Below are 20399 nucleotides of genomic sequence, written 5' to 3'. Positions count from 1 at the left end.
ATAACAACTTTTGCCTCCGAAGCAGCAAGATTTCCTTTGACCACCGGGAAATCGTGGTGCTGCGAAGGGCGTTAGCCGAAAGGTCAGATCGGGGACGGCGAGGCGGCGTCCGTGATCAGCAGCGCCGCCGGCGCGGAGCCGTCGGCGGGCACGACGTGGATCGACGCGAGCTTGGCGTCCTTCGGCACGGCGGCGAACGCGAGCCGCCCGTCGTCCAGCCAGGTGGCCTGGTCGTCCACCCCGGCCGTGCCCGGCAGCCTGCGCTCCTCGCCGGTCTCCAGGTCCAGCACGGCCAGCTCCCACGGCCCCAGCCGGCCGATGCGCTTCTTGTACGCCACCTTCGTGCCGTCCGGCGACAGGGACGGGCACTCGGCGTCACGGCGCAGCGACTCCAGGCGACGCTCCACCAGGTCGCCCTTCACCAGCCACGTGTACCCGCCCGAGGCCAGGGTCGCGTAGAACGTGCGGTCGTCGGCGCCCACGGTCAAGCCCCAGTAGTTCACGTCCTGCGCGGTGTGGGGCCGCCCCTCGACCACGGCGGCGAACCCCTCCAGCGACTCCACCGCCTCGCCGGTCCGCAGGTCGAGGTACCCGGTCCGGGTGGAGAACCCGCCGGGCACGGCGTAGGAGTCACCGGTCACGAACGACGTCCACGTGACCACCTGCCCCGACGCCGACACCTTCGCCCGGCTCGGCACGCCCGGCAGCGGCACGCGGTGGGCGACCGCGCCGTCCCGCGACACCTCGGCCGCGTACGTCGGACCCGGACCGGCCAGCTTCAGGCACACCGTCGTGCCGCCGGCCCGGTACACCCGCTGGCACGTCATCGGCGTGGCGCCGCGGGCGCCGGGATCGGCCAGGCGGACCTGCTCGACCCGGGCACGCCCGTCCGCCAGCGCCACGAACATCAGGTCACCGCCGACCGAGGTCACCGCCACGGGTGAGGTGTCGCGCACGACGGACGTCACATACGCCGCCGAGGCACCCACGACCAGTACGATGGCCGCGACGGCGAACACCACGCGCCGGTGGCCCAAGTCCATCACCACCTGTAACGACTAGGCGCGAGTCAGCCGATTTCAGAGTAGCAACACCCCGCGGGCACACACGCGGGGTAAACGTGGATCGGGGAGCGGATGGACTTCTGGGGCGCCGTGCGAACGCTGCGCAGGCGGTGGTACATCGCCCTGCCGGCGGCGATCACGGCTGTCGCCGTGGCCGCCGGAGTGTTCCTGTCCATCCCGACGCGCTACCAGTCCTCGGGTGTCATGGTGCTCACGTCACCGGCGGCGGGCGGCACGTTCTCGGAGAAGCTCTCGCCCGAGGACGCGGTCCAGGTCAACCCGCTGCTCGCGTTCGACGGCAGCCTCACCACCACCGCGCAGATCCTGGCGCAGATCCTGGCCGACCCGAAGACCCGCAAGGAGTCGCTGGGCCTGGACAAGGACTCGACGGAGAACTTCACCGCGGCCGGTGGCGGCATGAGCGGCCCGTTCCTGTTCGTGACCGCGGACGGCAGCACGCCCGAGTCGGCCGAGCGGCTGGTCACCACGGTGATGGAGTTCGCCACCAAGGAGCTGGACAAGCAGCAGACCGAGCTGAAGGCGCCGGCGTCGACGTTCATCACCTCGCAGGTGATCGTGAACCCGACCACGGCGGAGGCGCAGATCGGCGGCAAGGTCCGGTACGCGGGCGCGGCGTTCGTGCTGCTGATGCTGTTGACGACGGCGGCCACGTTCGGCGGTGACAGCGTGCTGAACCACCTGCGGCGCCGTCGTGAGGCGCGGGAGGGCACGGACGGGACCGCGGAGCGGGAGAGCGCGCCACAGGCCGCTCCCGCACCGAAACCGGGCGCCGGTGCACCGCAGAGCGCTTCCCCGCAGGCCGCTCCCCCGCAGGCCACGCCCCCGCGAGCCGCGCCGCCGACGCCGACGCACACGCCGCCCAACGGGGTACCGCGCCGTCCGCCCGGCCCGCCGGTCCGCCGACCGCAGCCCACGGCCAGCGAGCAGACGGTGAAGATCGCCGCACCCGGCCCGCGTGACGCGGACGGCAGGCCCGGCCCGGCGTGGCCGACCAACGACGACAGACCCTGACCGTGACCGAGCGGTTCCTGCGGGACCAGCCCGTGCGGCGGCGGGCGGACGGCGCCACGCTGGTGAGCCTGTTCCTGTTGGCGCTGCTGATCATCCCGGCGCGGCTGGTGCTGTCGTTCGTGCCGATGACGCTGCCGCCCGCGCTGGTGGTGGCGTTGCTGCTGGGCGTGCTGTGGGTGTCCGGGCAGATGGTCGACAACGTCGGCATGGGCAAGGGGCGCAACGTCGTGCGCACCGCCGTGGCGCTGTACCTGGCGTCGCAGCTGGCGACCTACGGCGTGGCGACCCGGCGGTGGCTGCCCACCGACGAGCTGACCGTGGCCGACAGCAGCATCATCCGGATCACGTCGATGATCGCGGTGGCGGTGTTCGTGTGCGACGCCGTGCGCACCAAGGAGCGGCTGGACCGGGTGCTCAGGCTGCTGCTGAGCTGCGCGGCGGTGATCGCGTTCGTGGGGCTGGTGCAGTTCGGGCTGGGGGTCGACCTGGCGTCGTACGTGTCGCTGCCCGGGCTGCGGGTGCAGGACAACGGGTACTCGGCGATGGAGTCGCGGTCGATCTTCCGGCGGCCGACCGGCACCACGAACCACCCGATCGAATACGGGCTGGTGTGCGCGATGGCCGTGCCGCTGGGTGTGCACTACGTGTTCAAGGCCCGGGACGACGGGACGCCGTACAAGCGGTGGGTGGTGTGCCTGGCGCTGGTGGGGTTGGGCGCGCTGACGTCGTTGTCGCGGACGGCGCTGCTGGGTATGGCGGTGGGCGCGGTGATCATGATCATCACGTTGCCGCGGCGGCGGAAGATCGCCACGGCGGTGGTGGGCGGGGGGTCGTTCCTCGGGGCGAGCCTGGTGGTGCCGGGGCTGTTCGGGACGTTGCGGGGGATGTTCTCCAACATCGAGGACGACCCGAGCGTGAAGGCGCGCACGGCCGACTACGAGGCGGCGTGGGAGCAGATCGACCTGAACCCGTTGCTGGGGCGCGGGTTCGGCACGTACCTGCCGACGAAGTACACGATCCTGGACAACCAGTTCCTGCTGACGTTGATCGAGAACGGCTACCTGGGGCTGTTCGCGTTGATCGGGATGTTCCTGGCAGCGGCGTTCGCGGCGATCCGGGTGCGGATGATCAGCCAGGACGAGCAGTTGCGGAGCCTGGCCAGCGCGCTGGTGGCGGGTGTGGTGGCGGGCGGGATCGCGTCGGTGACGTTCGACCTGCTGGGCTTCGGCGTGGCTACTGGTCTGGTGTTCACCATGATCGGCGTGACCGGTGCGTTGCTGCGGGTGGCCAGCGAGGAGCGCCGACGTGCGACGGCGGCGGTGCCAAGGGCTTGAGAGGCCTTGAAGCTTTGGAAGGCTTTGAAGAGCTTTGAAAGATCAAAAGCGTCCTCGCCGGACGGGCAGATCAGCAGGATGACCTCAACTGCCTCCGTCATGTCCTGTTGGGTTGGTGGTCCGGACTCCGTGTCATCCCACCGACCTCCCTCCGGGTTACCGCACGTGTCAAGGGCGGCGCGAGCCCACAGTTGACGCCGCGGGCAGAGGTGGACGCGCCGCCCTTGACACGTGCGGTAAGGCTGCGCCAGGTCGGCGGGATGACACGAAGCCCTCCTTCCAGGGAAGAAGGACGTGCCAGTGGCACGGCGCGGGGGTCGGTGGGATGACACGAAGCCCGGGACCACGCCGGGTCGGGACATCCAGGGGTAGTTGGGGTCATCCTGCTGATCTGCCCGTCCGGCGAGGACGCTTTTGATCTTTTCGAGCTCTTGAGCTTTCGAGACGCGTGGTCAGTCGGTGGTGAAGAGGACGTCGACCCAGTAGTTGCTGCCCGCGTAGGACGACTCGGGGAAGCCGGGACCGGACCGGTAGACGCCGTTGCGGGCGCCCTCGGCGGTGGCCGGGGCGCTCAGTGGCGGGCTGGTCACGGCGTTGCCCATGAAGTACCCGGTGTCCACGGAGTACCGGCCGTTCGGCGCGGTGTAGGAGGCTACGTAGGTCGTGCCCGCGAGGACGGTCACGGGGGTGGTGAAGGTGAGCGTCTGCCAGCCGGTGGCCGTCTCGTCGGTGAACGTGCCGGTGGCCAGCGGGTTGCCCGCGGCGTCCCACAGGGTGCCGGTGTGCGTGCCGGTGTTGCCCGCGCCCTTGTAGAACCTCACCCCGGCGACGGACCCGGCCACCGAAGGCACGAACCGGACGCCCAGCTCGTACGAGCCGGTGTCGTCGGCCGATGCCACCGTCGGCACGGTCGCCGCGCTGAACAGCGAGCACGGGCATTCGCCCTCGGTGGTCGTGGTGAACGACCAGGTGGTGGGAGCGGTCATCAGGTTGCCGTAGACGTCGGCGACGCGCAGGCTCGCGGTGTAGGTCATGCCGCCGCCCAGCGGGGCGGCCGGTGTCCAGGTCACCTGCTGCTGGTTCGCCGACAGCGACAGCGTGCCCGCGACCTTCGCGCCGCCGGAGTCGGCGAGCGTGAACTGGGCGGTGCTGAGGTCGACCGGCTCGTCGAAGCTCGCGGTCAGCGGCGACGTGCGGGACACCTCACTGGCGCCGTCGAGCGGTGTGCGCCCGTTGACGACCGGCGGCACGTTGTCGTCGTTGGGCAGGAAGACGACGTCGACCCAGTAGTTGCCGCCCGCGTAGGAGTTCGTCGGGTGGCCCGCACCGGCCCGGTAGACGCCGTTGCCGCCGTCCAGGCCGGACGGCGCGCTCAACGGCCCGCTGGTCACCGCGTAGCCGTTGAAGTACCCGGCGTCCACGGAGTAGTGGCCGGTGGTCGTGGTGTACGAGGCGGTGTAGGTCTGGCCCGCCGACACGAAGACCGGCGTGGTGAACGTCAACGTCTGCCAGCCGCCCGCGGTCTCGCCGCTGAACGTGCCGGTGGCCAGCCGCTGTCCGCTCGACGACCACAGCGAGCCGGTGTGCGTGCCGGTGTTGCCCGCGCCCTTGTAGAACTTCACGCCGGTGATCCGGCCGCCGGACGTCGGGGTGAACCGCACGCCCAGCTCGTACGAGCCGGTGTCGTCCGCCGAGGTGATCGTCGGCACGGTCGCCGCGCTGAACAGCGAGCACGGGCAGATGACCTCCGCGGCGGTGGTGAACGACCACGTCACCGGGTCCGGCATCGGGTTGCCGTTGACGTCGGCGATCAGCGCGCTCGCGGTGTAGCGGGTGTTCGGCGCCAGCTTGCCCGAGGGCGTCCAGGTGACGGTCCGCTGGTCACCGGACAGCGACACCGAGCCGGTCAGCTGCGCGCCGCGCGGGTCGGTCAGCCAGAACTGCGCGCTGGCCGGGTCGACCGGCTCGCTGAACGTCGCGGACACCGGCGTGGTGGCGACGACGTCGGTGGCGTCGACCGCCGGGGCGCGGTTGGTCAGCGTCGGCGGGGTGGTGTCGCCGTTGAGGCCGTTGCGGAAGACGACGTCGACCCAGTAGTTCGTCGCGTTGTACGACGAGGTCGGGGCGAAGCCACCGCTGCCGTACCGGTACACGCCGTTGGGCCCGTCGATGCCGTCGGCGAGCGCGCGCAGCCCGGCGTAGCTCGCACCCTGGCCCGCGAAGTAGCCGCTGCTGACCGAGTAACGCCCCTTGGGCGCGTGGTAGGACACGATGTAGGTGGTGTTCGCCTGCACGACCACCGGTGAGGCGAAGGTCAGCTTCTGCCAGCCGCTCGCGGTCTCGTTGGTGAACGTGCCGGTGGCCAGCAGCAGGCCGGTGGACGACCACAGCGAGCCGGTGTGCGTGCCGGTGTTGCCGGTGCCCTTGAAGAACCGGACGCCGAGCACCTCGCCCTTGCCGTTGAAGCGGACCTTGGTGCCGACCTCGATCGGCGTGGTGTCGTCCGCCGCGTACACGGCGGGCCGGGCGAAGTCGTCCCAGACCGTGCACGGGCACGTCGCGGGCCGGGTCGCGCCGGTGGTGAACGACCACGTCGACTGCGGCGTCTGGTTGCCCGCCGCGTCCGACCCGCGCAGCGCCACCGCGTAGCCCGTGTTCGGGGTCAACGCCTGGCTCGGCGTGAACCTCACGGTCTTGTTCTCGTTCGACAGCGACGTCGAGCCGGACACCGCGCCGTTCGGCCCGGTCAGCGTGAACTGGGCGGAGCCGGGCGCGATCGCCTCGTCGTAGGTGGCGGAGGCGACGGGGTCGAGCGCGACCGTGCCCTCGCCGTCGACCGGCGTGGTGGACACGAGCAGCGGTGCGCGCTGGTCGGGGCCGGGGTCCGGCGCCCACACCACGTCCACCCAGTAGTTGCTGCCCCAGTGGGACTGGGTCGGGAAGCCGGGGCCGCCGAACCGGAACAGGCCGTTCGGGCCGTCCTCGCCGTTCTTCAGACCGGTGAGCGGTTCGAGGTGGCGCGGCTGCTGGAAGAAGTACTCCAGGTCGTACGAGTAGTGCCCGTTGGGCGCGAAGTACGACACGACGTACGTGGTGCCCGCGGCCACCGCCACGGGCTGGGCGAAGGTCAACGTCTGCCAGCCGCCCGCGGTCTCACCGGTGAACGTGCCGGTGGCCAGCGGGGTGCCGTTGCGGTCCCACAACGTGCCGGTGTGCGTGCCGGTGTTGCCCGGTCCTTTGTAGAACTTCACGCCGCGCACGTAGCCGTCGCCGCTCGCGCGCCACTTCACGCCCAGCTCCAGCGGCGAGGCGTCACCGCTGTCGGGCACGTCGGGGCTGTCGGCGCTGGTCCACAGGCCGCACGGGCAGGTGCGCGGGCTCACGCCGGGCGTGGCCACCACGGGGGTGGACAGGTTCGCCGAGTCGTCCACCGCGCGCACGCGCAGGCTCGCCGGGCCGGACGTGCTCGGGGTGTAGGTGTAGCTCCACCCGGTCTGCCCGGCCTGCCACACCGCCGGGTGCCAGCGGGTGCCGCCGTCCGTGGACACCTCGACGCCGCCGACCTGGCCGCCCACGTCGGTCACCGTGCCGCCGAACGTGTAAGCCGCGCCCACGGTCGAGATCGGCGGCACGTTGCTGAACGCCACCGCCGGTGCCAGGGTGTCGGTGCTCTTGGTCGCCTGCACCAGACCGGCCTGCAACGTCGACGCCTGCACGCCCATGTCGGCCAGGAAGTTGACCGTGGCCTGCTTCATCCGCACGTCGGAGGTCGGCGTGTTGGTGAGGAACGCGTGCTCGTCGTCCACGCCCCACGCCCACTGGACCGTGCCCGCGCCGAACACCAGCGACCCGCTCGGGTGCTTGTAGTAGGTGATCGCGTGGGTCTTGGTGTCCGGGGTGTAGAGGTCGCCGTGGTTCTGCAGCACGTACGGGCCGTCCGGCATGGTCACGGTGGTGCGGGACAGCTGGGCCACGCCCGGCGGCTGGAAGCCGTTGTCCTCCACCGAGTTCCACTCGTAGCCGAGCGTGCCCGGCTGGAACGTGTAGGTGGAGCCGGCGGCCAGGCTCTGCAACGACGTGTGCCGCCACAGCCGCATCTTGCCGTGGGCGGCCGGTACCTGCAGGGAGTCCTCGCGGCGGCCGTTGACCGTGAAGATGTTGCCCAGCAGCGCGTTCTCCGGCTTGCCGCCGTCCTGGTCGGGGTAGCGCGGGTCGCGCCAGGTGCCGGTCCAGTCGGCCAGGCCGTCGTTCTGGGTGCCCTTGGTCTCCTTGTAACAGGCGATGGTGCGCCAGTCGGTTCGGGAGGAGTCGATGCTCTTCTCCCACCGGTGCTTCCAGAAGATCTCGTTACCGGTCAGGAACGCCAGGTGCACGCCCGCGTCCCGGGCGGCTTCCACGTTGGCGCGCTGCTCCTCGGACCAGTACTCGTCGTGGCCCACCGCCATGAACACCTGGTGGTTGCGGATCAGGTGACCGCGCCGGGCCGAGTCGGCGTCCGTGGTGTAGCTCACGTCGTACCCGTTGGCCTCCAGGAAGCGCAGCATCGGGTACTCGGCGTTGAAGATGAAGTTGTCGTCGCCGTCGCCGCCGGTGTACGGGCGGTTGTAGCTGACTTTGTAGGCCTGCCCGCCCTGGCCGGGTCCGTCGCCGAAGTACAGGCTGTTGCCGCCGTAGCGGTTGTAGGCCACCCAGGTCGAGTCGGAGGTCTGGAACAGGATCTTCGAGGTGCTGGTGTCGTCGCGGACGACGAACACGATCTCGTTCTCGGCGCCGTTGTCGTTGCGGTGCGTGCGCGCGTAGTACAGGCCCGAGACCGCGGTGGTCGGCACGTTCCAGCTCAGCGACGTGGCCCAGTTGCCGCAGTCGATCAACGCGCTGCCGTCCGTGCCGCGCAGGCACGGCGGCTGGTTCTGCGGCGTGGCGCGGGTGATCCGCTCCTGGAACCGGGCGCCGACGCCGCCGTACCAGCCGAGCCGGTAGATGTCGATGTAGTACGACGACGCGCTGGTGAGCATCTTGAAGTCGACCCGGCCGCCCGGGGTGGAGCTGATGTCCGTGGTGAAGCCGAGGATGCCGTCGTCGCGGTAGGACACCTGCCAGTCGGGCGTGCCCGGCTTGGTGTTCTCGCACGCCACCTTGTTGACCACGGGCGCGTCACACGGCGCGGCGACCGCCTCCGGGGCGCGCAGCAGACCGACGACCGCGATCGTGGACGCCACCAGGGCGGCGACGATCACGAGGCGCAGCAGCGTTGTCGCGAGCGCAGGTCTGGCCCGCGTCTGGTCGGCGGTCATGGGATTTCACCTTTCGAGCACAAGCTGTCGTGACGGGTGGTGATCGCGCGAGCACTGCATCGACCAGCGGAGCCTTGTTGCTCCGATCGTCGCTGGGAACGAGCTTCGCGTTACACCACAACGGAAGGATCCGTACCGCCGAACGCAGGCTGTGCCCGTACTGCGCTAGCGCGTGATCCTGTCCGGTGTGGACTGGCACGCCAAGCCGATGGCGGTCCGGAGACGGGTCACCTGTCGGCCGGTGATCGGTGAGCCGGTCATCAGTAGGCCCCCTGGCCGCCGAAGACGGCGCGGAAGGTCTTCCACAGGATCAGCGCGTCCAGGGCGAGCGACCACTCCTCCACGTACCGCAGGTCGAGCCGCACGGACTCCTCCCACGACAGGTCGCTGCGCCCGGAGACCTGCCACAACCCGGTCAGTCCCGGCTTCACCAGCAGCCGGCGGCGCATGGCCGGGCCGTACTTCGCGCTCTCCTCCGGCAGCGGCGGCCGTGGGCCGACCAGCGACATGGGACCGGTGAGCACGTTGAACAGCTGCGGCAGCTCGTCCAGCGAGTAGCGCCGCAGGAACCGGCCCACGGCGGTGACGCGGGGGTCGCGGCGCATCTTGAACAGCACGCCCGCGCCTTCGTTCACCGCTTGCAGCTTGGCGCGCAGCGCGTCCGCGTTGGTGACCATGGTGCGGAACTTCAGGATGGTGAACGGCACGCCGTCCTTGCCGACGCGGCGCTGCCGGTAGAGCACCGGTCCCCGGGTGTCGACCATGATCGCCACCGCGACGGCCAGCAGCACCGGGCTGAGCAACGCGACCAGCAGCGCCGCGCCGACCTTGTCCACGGCCGTCTTGACCAGGCGGCGGAAGCCGGTGAACGACGGCTCGCTCACCCGCAGCAGCGGCATCCCGAGCACGCCGGTGACGTGCAGCCGCGGTCCGGCGAAGTCCATGAGGGCGGGCGCGACGACCATCTCGGTGCCGGTGCCCTCCAGGTCCCAGGCGAGCTGTTGCAGCCGGCGCGGCGTCCAGTAGGCGTCGGCGGTGACCGCGACGATCCGGTAGCCGCCGCGGCGGACCTGCTCGCCGAGGTCGCCGAACCGGCCCACGACCGGCACGCCGTCCAGTTCCAGGCCGATCTCGGCGCGGCCGTCGACCGTGCACACGGCGTCCACGCGCCAGCCCAGGTGGGGCGCGCGGCGGGTGCGGCCGATCAGGTCGGCGACGGTGTCGAGGTTGCCCGCCGCGAGCACCGGCAGCAGGCAGCGGCCCTCGCCGCGGGCGCGGTGCAGCGGGCGGCGCAGCAGGTAGCGGACCGGGAAGGCGACCAGCGCGATGGCCGGTCCGACCACGAACACCCACAGCCGGGCACCGGGCAACCCGGCCGCGAGCGCGGCCAGGCCCAGCGCGACGACCGAGCCGAACAGGCCGCGGCCCAGGCGGCGGAACTCCTCCGCGCCCTGGCCCAGCACCATGGGGTTCCACACCCGGTTGAGGAACAGCGATCCCACGACCACCGCGACGGTGACCGCTTCCAGCCCCAACAGGGGCAGCGGACCGAAGGAGGCGTGGCGGGCGGACAGCACTACGCCCGCGAGGACGACGACCAGGACCGTGCAGAAGACGTCGGCGGCGATCACGCCGTAGCGGTAGGCGGGTTCCCAGCTGCCGACTGTGGGGCTCGTGGTGCGGTGAATGGTGCGGTGGGTGGTGCCGAGCCCCGCGACCGGTCTGTGTCGCGTGGGCTGGACCTGCTCGCTCATCGTGGTACTCCCCGGGTTGGGCCGGTTCGGACGTGCACGTTCGCAGGGCATCCCCGACGGACCCGCGTGGTGTACGGCAAATGTTCGGCCGGCGATTTCTCGCCTCGCCAAACCGTCATTCGTCAACTCGGGGGCGCGCGTTACACGGACCGTGAACTTCGACCGGGCTCCATTCCCCCGGTCCGCCGGTCGGTGCACACCGATCCGGTTCGCCAGGTGACTTCGGGTTACCGACAACGTTCCCGGAAAAGGCTTGCCCAGCTACCGGGACGCATGGTCCACAGTGGCGGGTGGCCGGTCGCGCAGGCACGCGGACACGTCCATCGAATCTGGGACGGCTTCCGTTACAGCGGGTTTTCGACGTCGGTCGAAGCTGAGCCGGAATGCACCCGGGAAAGGACCCGAGGCCCTATCGGCGAGACCGCACCGTGGCGGGTCGCGGTCACCCATTCACAGTGCGGTAGCAGCTATTCGGCGCAACGGCGCGGACACTTCGGGTGAGGAGCGGCTGACATTTCCCACCCCTTGGCCGATCCGGAGTGACCGTCGCCACTTTTCCGGTCACAATGGTCCGGTGGTCGTCCTGTCGGTGATCGGCGGGCTGCTGGGCGCGTTCCACGGGGTGTGGGCGTGGCGGACCCGGCTGTACCCGCGTGGCCGCCGCGGCGTCGCGCTGGCTGTGGTGGACGCCACGTGGAGCCTGCCGAACACCCTGGCGGGCGCGGTGTTCCTGGCCTACGCGCTGGCGCGCGGCAACGAGGTCGACGCGGCGTTCAGCCGGCACCGGGGCACGCTCGGCCTGCGCGACGGCGTGATCAAGGGCTTCGCCACCACGGTCGGCCCCGTGCAGGCCGGGATCGCGATGGGCGTGGACGACCACGAGGCCGTGCACGTGTTCCAGGCCCGCCTGTTCGGCCCCGGCTACCTGCCGCTGGTGGTGCTGAACTGGGTCGTGGCCACCGTGCTGCCGTACTGGCTGCTCTACCACGACCGCGCGGCGGCACCGATCGACGGCGTGGGCGCCTACTTCCGGCGCGGCGTCTACCCCCACTGCTGGCACGAGGAGTGGGCCTACCGCCGCCAGGGCTCCCCACCGCGGTGAGGCCTCGGCACGTGAGCGACGCTAACGTCCGGTAACCAGCCGCGCCTTCTCCTCGCCCACCGCGATCACGTCGCCGTCGTGCAGCTGGGCGCCCCGGCGGGTCTCCAGCCGGCCGTTGACCGTGACCTCCTCGGATTCGACCAGGTCACGGGCGTGCGCGCCGTTGTCCGCCAAGCCCGCCAGCTTGAGGAACTGACCCAACCTGATCATGTCGTCGGAGATCTCGACCTCGCGGATGCGCATCGTCACATCATCCTCCAGGCCGCCCGGAGCCGCGCTTGTGCGGTGGTTAACGAGGATTGCACGCACTCGAAACACGCCGGACATCCGCCGAACGCGGTTCGGTCTACGGTTCCCGGAATGTGAGCACAGGCAGCTCTGACCCGGAGCCGACCGGCGGCGAGCGCAGACGCCGCCGGTCCCTGCGCGGGGACGTCGGCACGACCGGCGCCCGGTTCGGCTCCCCCTCGCTGCGGCGCAGTCTGGAAGAACAGCCTACGGAACAGCCCAAGCCGCTCCGCCGGCGGAGGTCGTTGCGGGGCGAGATCGGCGCGACGGGCGCCCGGTTCGGCTCGGCGGCGCTGCGGCGCAGCCTGGAGGAGGAGCCGCTGGAGGAGACCGCCCCGTTCGACCGCGACCTCTACTTCGACCCACCGCCCATGCCGGCCATCCGCGAGCCCGAGCCGCCGCCGGCGGTGGAGGAGTTCTCCGGTCCCCTGGTCCGCCCCTACGCGTGGACGGGTGGCCGCACGTCCTCCAGCTACGACCTGAGGCTGGAGACGCTGGTCTCGCTGGAGGAGGACGGCATCGCGATCGCCCTGCGCGAGAGCACCGCGGAGCAGCGGTCGATCGTGGAGCTGTGCGCCAACTACCCGAGGTCGGTCGCCGAGGTCTCGGCGCTGCTGTCCGTGCCGCTGGGCGTGGCGCGGGTGCTGCTCGGCGACCTGATCTCGATGGGCGTGGTCGCCGTGCACGACAACGCCTCCGCACCCGGCGGCCCCGACTTCACGTTGTTGGAACGAGTGCTAGTGGGCCTGCGCAATCTCTGACCGCAGTCGGCCGAAGACCTCGGCCAGGGCGGGCAGCTGGTAGTGCGCGTTGAGTCCGCTGGGGTTGGGCAGCACCCACAGCCGCGCCGACGCGATCGTCTCCTCCTGCGGGCCGATCGCCGCCGCCTTGCGCCCGAACGCCGCCCGGTACGCCGTCACGCCCACGACCGCCACCACCTTCGGCCGGTACCGCCGCGCCAACGCCGTCAGCCGCTCGCCTCCGGCCCGCAGCTCCTCCGCCGTCAGCTCGTCGGCCCGCGCGGTCGGCCGGGCGACCAGGTTGGTGATCCCCAGCCCGTACCGGAGCAGCTCGTCCTGCTCGGCGGGACTCATCAGCCGGGGCGTGAAGCCGGACCGGTGCAGCGCGGGCCAGAACCGGTTGCCCGGCCGGGCGAAGTGCTGCCCCTTGGCGGCCGACAGCAGACCGGGGTTGATACCGCAGAACAGCACGTCCAACCCCGGCCCGACGATGTCCGGCACGTTCACCCGACCACCACCGGCGTGCCGTCGACGACCAGCCGCCAGTCGGCGCGGTGGAACGCGGCCGGGTCGATCTCGCCCTGCTCGCGCACCCAGTCGATGATCAGCTGCCGGATCTCCAGCTGCCGGTTGTGCAGCACGGGCGCGGTGGCGATGTGCGGGAAGTTGCCGCCGCCGGACTGCCGGTAGTTGTTCACCGCCACCGCGAACGCCTGCTCCGCCGTCACCGCCGCGCCGCCGTAGGCCAGCCCGGTGATCCGCTGACCGACCGGCCGGGCCAGGTCGATGTCGTAGGTCAGCGGCGCGTCCAGGCCCGCGGCCACGTCGTAGAGGTAGTCCGGTGTGCCGCCCGCGTTGGTCAGCGCGTCCGGCTGGTGCGGTCCCGCGGACGTCACCGCCTTGAAGTAGCCCGCCGACCGCTCCAGGTAGTCCTTGAGCTGCGCCCCGGTGAGCCGCACGCCCACCAGCGTGTTGTCGAAGACGTAGAGCCCGGCCACGTCGCGCACCGACACGTCACCGGCCGGGATCGCCGCCGCCTTGTTGAACGGCGACGCCAGCGACAGCACCGGCAGCGCCTCGGTCAGCGACGCCTTCAGCGCCTCGCCCTGCACGAGGTTCACGAAGTCGAGCGCGGCGGTGTCCTCGTACCGGGCGGTCGCGGCGGACATCGCCGACTTCGACGTGCCGATCTTGGAGTTGACGTAGGCGACCACCTTGTCGTGGTCGTCACGCAGCCGCCGCACCACGACCGGGTCCTCCGGCACGGTGTTGGTGTTGAGCACCTGGGCCCGGGACGCCTCGGCCCGCCAGCCCCGCCCCGGCGACCACACCAGGTCGAACTCCATCAGGCTCAGCCGCTTGCCCCAGAACAGCGGCTCGGTCAGCAGCACCTGCCTGCCGGTGGCCTTGTTGGTGACGAACCGCTGCGCGATCTCGGTGTGCGCGTGGCCGACCAGGATCGCGTCGATGCCCGGCACCTCCTCGGCGACCAGCGCGGAGCAGTTCTCCGGGAACGGCAGCAGGTCGCCCAGCGACGACGACAGGTCGGCGCCGGAGTGCGCGGCGACCACCACGAGGTCCGCGCCCGCCGCGCGCACCTTCGGCACCCACTCGCGGGCCTGCTCCAGCACTCCGGGGAACGTCATCTTCCCGTCGACGTGCGCCTTGTCCCAGATCGCGATGCCCGGGTTGGTCAGGCCGAGGATGCCGACCCGCAGCGGCGCGGCGCCGGTGCGCCACACGGTCTTGACCACGTACGGGCGGAACGCGGGCTCGCCGGTGGCCGAGTCGATCGCGTTCGCGGCCAGCAGCGGGAAGTCCAGCTGCTTCTCGAACGCCCGCAGCAGGGGGATGCCGTAGTTGAACTCGTGGTTGCCGAGCGCGGCGGCGTCGTAGCCCAGCTCGTTCATCGCGGCGGCCATCGGGTGCACGCGGCGGCGGCCGATGGGCTCCACCTTGGCGTAGTAGTAGGCCAGCGGCGTGCCCTGGATGGTGTCGCCCGCGTCGATCAGCAGCGTGCGGTGCGCGCCGCGTTCCCGCCGGACGGCCTTGACCAGGGTGGACAGCTTCGCCAGGCCGACGTCGTTGTGCGCGGCGTCGTCGAACTCCCGGTCGGCGAAGTAGTCCCAGTTGAACACGTTGCCGTGCAGGTCGGTGGTGCCGAGGACGGTGAGGGTGAACCGCCGGCCGCCGGCCCGGTCGTCCGGTGCGGCGTGCGCCGCCGTGCGGAACCCGGCGGCGGCGAGCACGGCCGCGCCACCGCCCGCGAGCAGGGCGCGGCGGTGCAGAGGAGATCCGGTCATGGGCCGACCGTAGCCATTGACGGTTGACTACTCGGCCGGGTTTTCGCCGGCTGCCCCGCCTCGGGCCCGCCGGTTCAGCCCGACGCCGACCGCGATGCCGATCACCGACAGCACGGCCGCGACCAGGATCCACACCCACAGCGGCACGCCGCCGTCGCCGTCCGAGCCGGAGCCGGCCGCGGGGGTCGAGGTGCCGGTGGCCACGGCGGTGATCGTGGCCACCGAGCCGGTCGCGGCGGAGGAGGACGAGGTGGGTGCCGCGTCCTCCGACGTCACGGCGGGCGGCGCGGCGGGCGTGGTGGCGGCTGGTGGCTGCGGTGCCGGTGGCGCGGTCAGCGTGAAGGCGAACGTGCCGTCGACGAAGTCGCCGTCCAGCGACTCGACCATCCACGACACCGTGTACGGCCCGGCGGGTGCCGCGTTCTCCGGCACCGGCACGGTCAGCGTCGCGCCGTCCGCGGTGATCTCACCCATCGGCCACGCGCTGCCGTCCGCGCCGGTGACGGTGACCGTGGCGCTCTCGGCGGGCACCGGCTCGGTGAACGTCAACGTGAGCCGGGTGGGCCGCTGCGGCACCGAGGCGCCGTTCGCCGGGTCGCTGGACACCAGGTCGGTGTGGGCGAGCGCCTGGGGCGCCGCCCCGAGCAGGGCCAGTGCTGCCAACAGTGCCGAGAGCGCCAGTCTGGTCATACCGGGTAGTTCTACCGGGTCGGCGGGGTACCTCGCTGGTCGGTCGAGTCCTGTTCGGCCGGTGGTTGGCCGTCGCCCTGCTTCCGCACCGGCCCGCCGCGTTGCACGTTGCCCTCCATGATGCTGTCCGCGGTGGCTTCGCCATCGGAGGCCTCGGACGCGACGACGGTCACGACGTCGCCCTCCGCGATGTCGTCCAGGTCGCCCTGACCGCCGTTGACCTGCGTGTCGTCGTCGATCTTGTAGGTCTCGCTGAACCCGTCCGCGCTCTTCACCGTGATGGACGTGTCGCCGACCTCGGTGACCTCGCCGTTCTGGAACTCGCCGTGCTGGGTGTCGCCGAACGGCCCGCCCATGATCACGAGCCCGCCGTTGCCCCGGCCGTAGCCGCCGGGCCCGCGCATGCCCTGTGCCGCGTCGGAGTTGCTCGCGGCGTAGATGACGCCACCGCCCACGGCGGCGATGCCGACGGCGATCGCGACCGCGGCGAGGGTCTTGCGGCCGTTCCAGCCGGTGCCCGCAGCGGCGGGACGTGGCGGCGGCTCGTCACCCCACGTCGGTTGCTGCTCGGTTTCGGTAGTCATGGCGACCACCGTCGCGGGCGAGCCTGTGAGCGGGCTGTGCGGCCCTTGGGCGGCGGCTGTGCGTGCGGGTCACGACGGCTGTGCGCGCGCTCACGGCAGGTCGCGCGGCTTCACAGCCGGTACACAGGATCGGCACAGGTCCGTCTCATGGGCCGCGGCCAGGATGGGAGCATGCGACCGGTGTCCGCTCCGGGGAACTCCCCGCAGCTCCGCCGCCCGGACGGCAGTCCGGTGCGGGTCCTCGTGGTGGACGACGAGTCCACGTTGGCCGAGCTGATGTCCATGGCGTTGCGGATGGAGCGCTGGGAGGTCCGCACCGCGCTGGACGGCACGTCCGCCGTGCGCACCGCGCGCGAGTTCCGGCCCGACGTGGTGGTGCTGGACGTGATGCTGCCCGACTTCGACGGGCTGGAGGTGCTGCGCCGGCTGCGCGCGGACCTGCCCGGCCTGCCGGTGCTGTTCCTCACCGCGAAGGACGCGGTGGAGGACCGGATCGCCGGGCTCACCGCGGGCGGCGACGACTACGTGACCAAGCCGTTCAGCCTGGAGGAGGTCGTGCTGCGGCTGCGCGCCCTGCTGCGCCGCACCGGCGTCACCGAGGCGGGCGCGGGCACCGAGCTGGTGGTCGGCGACCTGGTGCTGGACGAGGAGACGCGCGAGGTGCGCCGCGGCGGCACGTCCGTCGACCTCACCGCGACCGAGTTCGAGCTGCTGCGGTTCCTGATGCGCAACCCCCGGCGGGTGCTGTCGAAGGCGCAGATCCTCGACCGGGTGTGGAGCTACGACTTCGGCGGGCAGGCCAACATCGTCGAGCTGTACATCTCCTACCTGCGCAAGAAGATCGACGCGGGCCGGACGCCCATGATCCACACGATGCGGGGCGCGGGCTATGTCCTCAAGCCCTCGTCCTGACCGCCGGCGCCTGCCGCTGCGCACGCGGCTGGTCGTCGCGCAGGTCGTCATGCTGGCGGTGGTGTGCGCGATCATCGGGGTGGCGACGGGGTTCGCGCTGCGGGACTCCCTGATCCGCCAGGTGGACGGCCAGCTCGTCGAGTCGGCGGCCAAGGCGAGGCGGGAGGCGCCGCCGCCGATGCCAGACGGCCTGCCCGGCCCGCTGGACGGCCCGGGGTTCCGGCCCGGCACGCTGCTGCTGATCAAGCGGTACGACGGCGGCACCAACGCCGGGCGGCTCAGGTCGGACACCGGTGACCCGACCGCGCTGTCGACCGACGTGATGGCGCGGGCCGAGGACGTGCCCGCGGACGGCAAGCCGCGCACCGTCTGGCTGGGCGAGGAGCTGGGCGACCACCGGATGATCGCGACCACCACGCGGTTCGGGGACAAGCTGGTGACCGGCCTGCCGCTGGACGAGGTGGACAGCACGGTGTGGCGGATGGGGTGGATCGTCGGTGGGGTGGCGCTGGCCGGGTTGATCGCGGTGAGCCTGGCGGGCGCGCTGATCGTGCGCCGCACGCTGCTCCCGCTGGAACGGGTCGCCGCGACCGCGAGCCGGGTGGCCGAGCTGCCACTGCACGAGGGCGAGGTGGCGCTGGCCGAACGCGTGCCCGACGAGTACGCCGATCCCGACACCGAGGTCGGCCAGGTCGGTCTCGCGCTGAACCGGATGCTCGGGCACGTCGGCAGCGCGCTGGAGGCCAGGCACGCCAGCGAGACCAGGGTCCGGCAGTTCGTCGCGGACGCCAGCCACGAGCTGCGCACTCCCCTGGCCGCCATCCGCGGTTACGCCGAGCTGACCCGCCGCACGTCCGACGAGGTGCCGGCGCAGATCGGGCACGCCATGCGGCGGGTGGAGTCCGAGGCGGTGCGGATGACGTCGCTGGTCGAGGACCTGCTGCTGCTGGCCCGGCTGGACGCCGGGCGCCCGCTGGCCCGTGACCCGGTCGACGTGTCGCGGCTGGTGGTCGACACGGTCAGCGACGCCCGGATCGCCGGGCCGGACCACGAGTGGCGGCTGGAGCTGCCGCCCGACGCGGTGCAGGTGACCGGTGACGCGGACAAGCTGCACCAGGTGCTGGCCAACCTGCTGTCCAACGCGCGCACGCACACACCGCCGGGCACCACCGTCACCACCTCGCTGTCCACTGTGGAGAGGGGGGTGCGGGTGTCGGTGAGCGACGACGGCCCCGGCATCCCGGCCGGTCGGCAGGCCGAGGTGTTCGAGCGGTTCAGCCGGGGCGAGGTGTCCCGGTCCCGGGCCGCCGGGAGCACGGGGCTGGGCCTGTCGATCGTGGCCGCCGTCGTGGCCTCGCACCACGGGTCCGTGCGATTGGCGAGCAGGCCGGGCCGGACCACGTTCACCGTGCACCTACCGCGCTAGTGCCGCGCTAGATCACGCACAGCCGGCTCACAGGCGCGGCACAAGGACCGCCCAGGGTCCGCCGACACGCTCGGGTCCATGCGAGCGAGACTCCCCCTGTTGCTGCTGTTGGCCGGGACGGCGGTGTTGTACCTGTGGCGGTTGGGCGACTCCGGTTGGGCCAACGCCTACTACTCCGCCGCCGCCCAGGCCGGTGCCGAGAGCTGGCACGCGTGGTTCTTCGGCGCGACCGACCCGGCGGGCGGGATCACCGTCGACAAGACTCCCGCGGCGACCTGGGTCATGGGGTTGTCGGCCCGGCTGTTCGGCGTCGACGCGTGGAGCGTCCTGGTGCCGCAGGCGTTGATGGGCGTGGCGAGCGTGTCGCTGTTGTACGCCACGGTGAAGCGCACGGCCGGCGCGGCCGCCGGGTTGGTCGCGGGCGCGGTGCTGGCGTTGACGCCGGTGGCGGTGCTGATGTTCCGGTTCAACAACCCGGACGCGCTGATGGTGCTGCTCCTGGTGGCGGGCGCGTACTGCACGGTCCGCGCCACGGAGAAGGCGTCGGCGCGGTGGTTGGCGCTCGCCGGTGTCGCGGTCGGTTTCGCGTTCCTGGCCAAGATGCTCCAGGCGTTCCTGGTGCTGCCCGCGTTCGGGTTGGTGTACCTGGCGTTCGCGCCCGCCCCGGTGTTGCGCAAGCTGTGGCACCTCGGCGCGGCGCTGGGCGCGGTGGTCGTGGCCGGTGGCTGGTGGGTGCTGGTGGTGGAACTGCTGCCCGCCGGGTCACGGCCTTACATCGGCGGGTCGCAGGAGAACAGCGTCCTGGAGTTGGCGTTGGGCTACAACGGGCTCGGCCGGCTGACCGGTGAGGAGATCGGCAGCGTCGGCGGTGGCGGGTGGGGCTCGGGCGGGTGGGCCAGGCTGCTCGGCGACGAGATGGGCGGCCAGATCGCCTGGTTGCTGCCGACCGCGCTGGTCCTGCTCGCCGCCGGGTGGTGGGCGGGTCGGGCCGCCGAACGGGTCGGGCTCGCGCTGTGGGGCGGCTGGCTGGTGGTCACCGCCGTGGTCTTCAGCTTCATGAACGGCATCATCCACGCCTACTACACGGTGGCGCTGGCACCGGCGATCGGCGCGCTGATCGGGATCGGCGCGGTCGCGTTGTGGCGCAGGCGGCAGGAACCCGTCGCGGCGGCGGCGCTGTCCGGCGCGCTGGCCGTGACCGCGCTCCAGTGCTACCTGCTGCTGTTGGACTGGTCCACGGCGCTGGCCGCGCTCGTGCTGGTCCTGGGCCTGATCGCCGCGGTGGGGCTGTTCCTCGCCTCGACCGTGCCCTCGGCGGTCGTCGTGCCGGTCGCCGTGGTCGCCGCGCTGCTCGGACCGGGCGCCTACTCGGTGGCCACCGCCGCGACACCGCACTCGGGCGCGATCCCCAGCGCCGGACCGGCGGTGACGAACCGGCCCGGCGGGCTGGTCCTCATGGGACCCGGTGGCACCGTGAACAACGTCGGCGGCGGTGGCGGGATGGGCGGCCTGCTCCACGCGCCGACACCGGGTGCCGGGCTGGTCGGTCTGCTGCGGGACAGCGAGGGGTTCACCTGGGCGGCGGCGGCCGTCGGCTCGAACAACGCGGCCGGGTACCAGCTCGGCAGCGGCGAGCCGGTGCTGGCAGTCGGCGGGTTCAACGGCACGGATCCGGCACCCACGCTGGAGGAGTTCCAGGAGATGGTCCGAAGTGGACTGATCCACTACTTCCTCGGCGGCGCCCTGATGCCCGCGGAGACCGGCAGTGACGCGTCCCGGCGGATCGCCGAGTGGGTGGCGGACACGTTCACCGCGACGACCGTGGACGGCGTGGACGTCTACGACCTCACAGCGGGCGCACAGCGATGACACACGA

General features: G+C 71.7%; 15 protein-coding genes. 7 read left to right on the top strand and 8 right to left on the bottom strand.

The window, feature by feature from the left end:
• Nucleotides 1–83: 83 nt before the first annotated feature.
• Nucleotides 84–1043: a TolB family protein gene (locus B0I31_RS24505; RefSeq protein ID WP_106617719.1), complete on the bottom strand. Its 960-nt coding sequence runs from the start codon at nucleotides 1041–1043 to the stop codon at nucleotides 84–86.
• A 93-nt stretch (nucleotides 1044–1136) separates the two neighbouring features.
• Between B0I31_RS24505 and B0I31_RS24500 the strand changes: the two genes are divergently transcribed.
• Both B0I31_RS24500 and B0I31_RS24495 read left to right on the top strand, forming a co-directional pair.
• On the top strand, nucleotides 1137–2096 hold the full coding sequence (locus tag B0I31_RS24500; protein ID WP_106617718.1) for a hypothetical protein: 960 nt from the start codon (nucleotides 1137–1139) through the stop codon (nucleotides 2094–2096).
• Nucleotides 2097–2098: 2 nt separating this feature from the next.
• Nucleotides 2099–3430, top strand: a complete 1332-nt coding sequence (locus B0I31_RS24495; RefSeq protein ID WP_106617717.1) for an O-antigen ligase family protein — start codon at nucleotides 2099–2101, stop codon at nucleotides 3428–3430.
• Between the two features lie 452 nt (nucleotides 3431–3882).
• Here B0I31_RS24495 and B0I31_RS24490 read toward each other — a convergent pair whose 3' ends face one another.
• Nucleotides 3883–8724 carry a DUF4082 domain-containing protein gene (locus tag B0I31_RS24490; RefSeq protein ID WP_106617716.1) on the bottom strand — a complete coding sequence of 1614 codons (4842 nt, stop codon included), beginning with the start codon at nucleotides 8722–8724 and terminating at the stop codon, nucleotides 3883–3885.
• Between the two features lie 260 nt (nucleotides 8725–8984).
• The gene (locus B0I31_RS24485) at nucleotides 8985–10478 is read right to left on the bottom strand and encodes a sugar transferase (protein WP_106617715.1); all 1494 of its coding nucleotides are present in this window, start codon (nucleotides 10476–10478) and stop codon (nucleotides 8985–8987) included.
• A 574-nt stretch (nucleotides 10479–11052) separates the two neighbouring features.
• Here B0I31_RS24485 and B0I31_RS24480 point away from each other — a divergent pair.
• Complete coding sequence (locus tag B0I31_RS24480; RefSeq protein ID WP_106617714.1) at nucleotides 11053–11580, top strand: glycine zipper family protein; 528 nt, start codon at nucleotides 11053–11055, stop codon at nucleotides 11578–11580.
• Between the two features lie 21 nt (nucleotides 11581–11601).
• Here B0I31_RS24480 and B0I31_RS24475 read toward each other — a convergent pair whose 3' ends face one another.
• Nucleotides 11602–11823, bottom strand: a complete 222-nt coding sequence (locus B0I31_RS24475) for an RNA-binding S4 domain-containing protein (protein WP_106617925.1) — start codon at nucleotides 11821–11823, stop codon at nucleotides 11602–11604.
• 119 nt (nucleotides 11824–11942) lie between these two features.
• Here B0I31_RS24475 and B0I31_RS24470 point away from each other — a divergent pair, with 119 nt between their 5' ends.
• A complete protein-coding gene (locus tag B0I31_RS24470; protein WP_146173922.1) occupies nucleotides 11943–12629 on the top strand; it encodes a DUF742 domain-containing protein in 687 nt (228 codons plus the stop codon).
• On the opposite strand, the gene mug is transcribed toward B0I31_RS24470, so the two are convergent.
• From mug to B0I31_RS24450, 4 genes are read right to left on the bottom strand one after another with little or no spacing between them, the layout of a single operon-like run.
• Complete coding sequence (gene mug / locus B0I31_RS24465) at nucleotides 12606–13115, bottom strand: G/U mismatch-specific DNA glycosylase (RefSeq protein WP_245950341.1); 510 nt, start codon at nucleotides 13113–13115, stop codon at nucleotides 12606–12608. The two genes, B0I31_RS24470 and mug, sit on opposite strands and share 24 nt — an antisense overlap.
• On the bottom strand, nucleotides 13112–14911 hold the full coding sequence (locus B0I31_RS24460) for a bifunctional metallophosphatase/5'-nucleotidase (protein ID WP_106617712.1): 1800 nt from the start codon (nucleotides 14909–14911) through the stop codon (nucleotides 13112–13114). The genes mug and B0I31_RS24460 overlap by 4 nt, the downstream gene beginning before the upstream one ends.
• A 27-nt stretch (nucleotides 14912–14938) precedes the next feature.
• Nucleotides 14939–15601, bottom strand: a complete 663-nt coding sequence (locus B0I31_RS24455) for a copper resistance CopC family protein (protein ID WP_106617711.1) — start codon at nucleotides 15599–15601, stop codon at nucleotides 14939–14941.
• Between the two features lie 11 nt (nucleotides 15602–15612).
• Nucleotides 15613–16185, bottom strand: a complete 573-nt coding sequence (locus tag B0I31_RS24450) for a DUF5666 domain-containing protein (protein ID WP_106617710.1) — start codon at nucleotides 16183–16185, stop codon at nucleotides 15613–15615.
• Nucleotides 16186–16356: 171 nt separating this feature from the next.
• Here B0I31_RS24450 and B0I31_RS24445 point away from each other — a divergent pair, with 171 nt between their 5' ends.
• From B0I31_RS24445 to B0I31_RS24435, 3 genes are all read left to right on the top strand, one after another.
• Nucleotides 16357–17097: a response regulator transcription factor gene (locus tag B0I31_RS24445; protein ID WP_106617709.1), complete on the top strand. Its 741-nt coding sequence runs from the start codon at nucleotides 16357–16359 to the stop codon at nucleotides 17095–17097.
• Nucleotides 17075–18523, top strand: coding sequence for a sensor histidine kinase (locus B0I31_RS24440; RefSeq protein ID WP_106617708.1), 1449 nt, complete (start codon nucleotides 17075–17077; stop codon nucleotides 18521–18523). The genes B0I31_RS24445 and B0I31_RS24440 overlap by 23 nt, the downstream gene beginning before the upstream one ends.
• A 78-nt stretch (nucleotides 18524–18601) precedes the next feature.
• Entirely contained in the window at nucleotides 18602–20392 is a 1791-nt protein-coding gene (locus B0I31_RS24435) for an ArnT family glycosyltransferase (RefSeq protein WP_106617707.1), read from the top strand.
• Nucleotides 20393–20399 lie beyond the last annotated feature (7 nt).

The sequence above is a fragment of the Saccharothrix carnea genome (genome assembly GCF_003014735.1).
In the GTDB taxonomy this organism is placed as follows: Bacteria; Actinomycetota; Actinomycetes; order Mycobacteriales; family Pseudonocardiaceae; genus Actinosynnema; species Actinosynnema carneum.
This window is presented reverse-complemented; position numbering and strand designations above follow the sequence as displayed.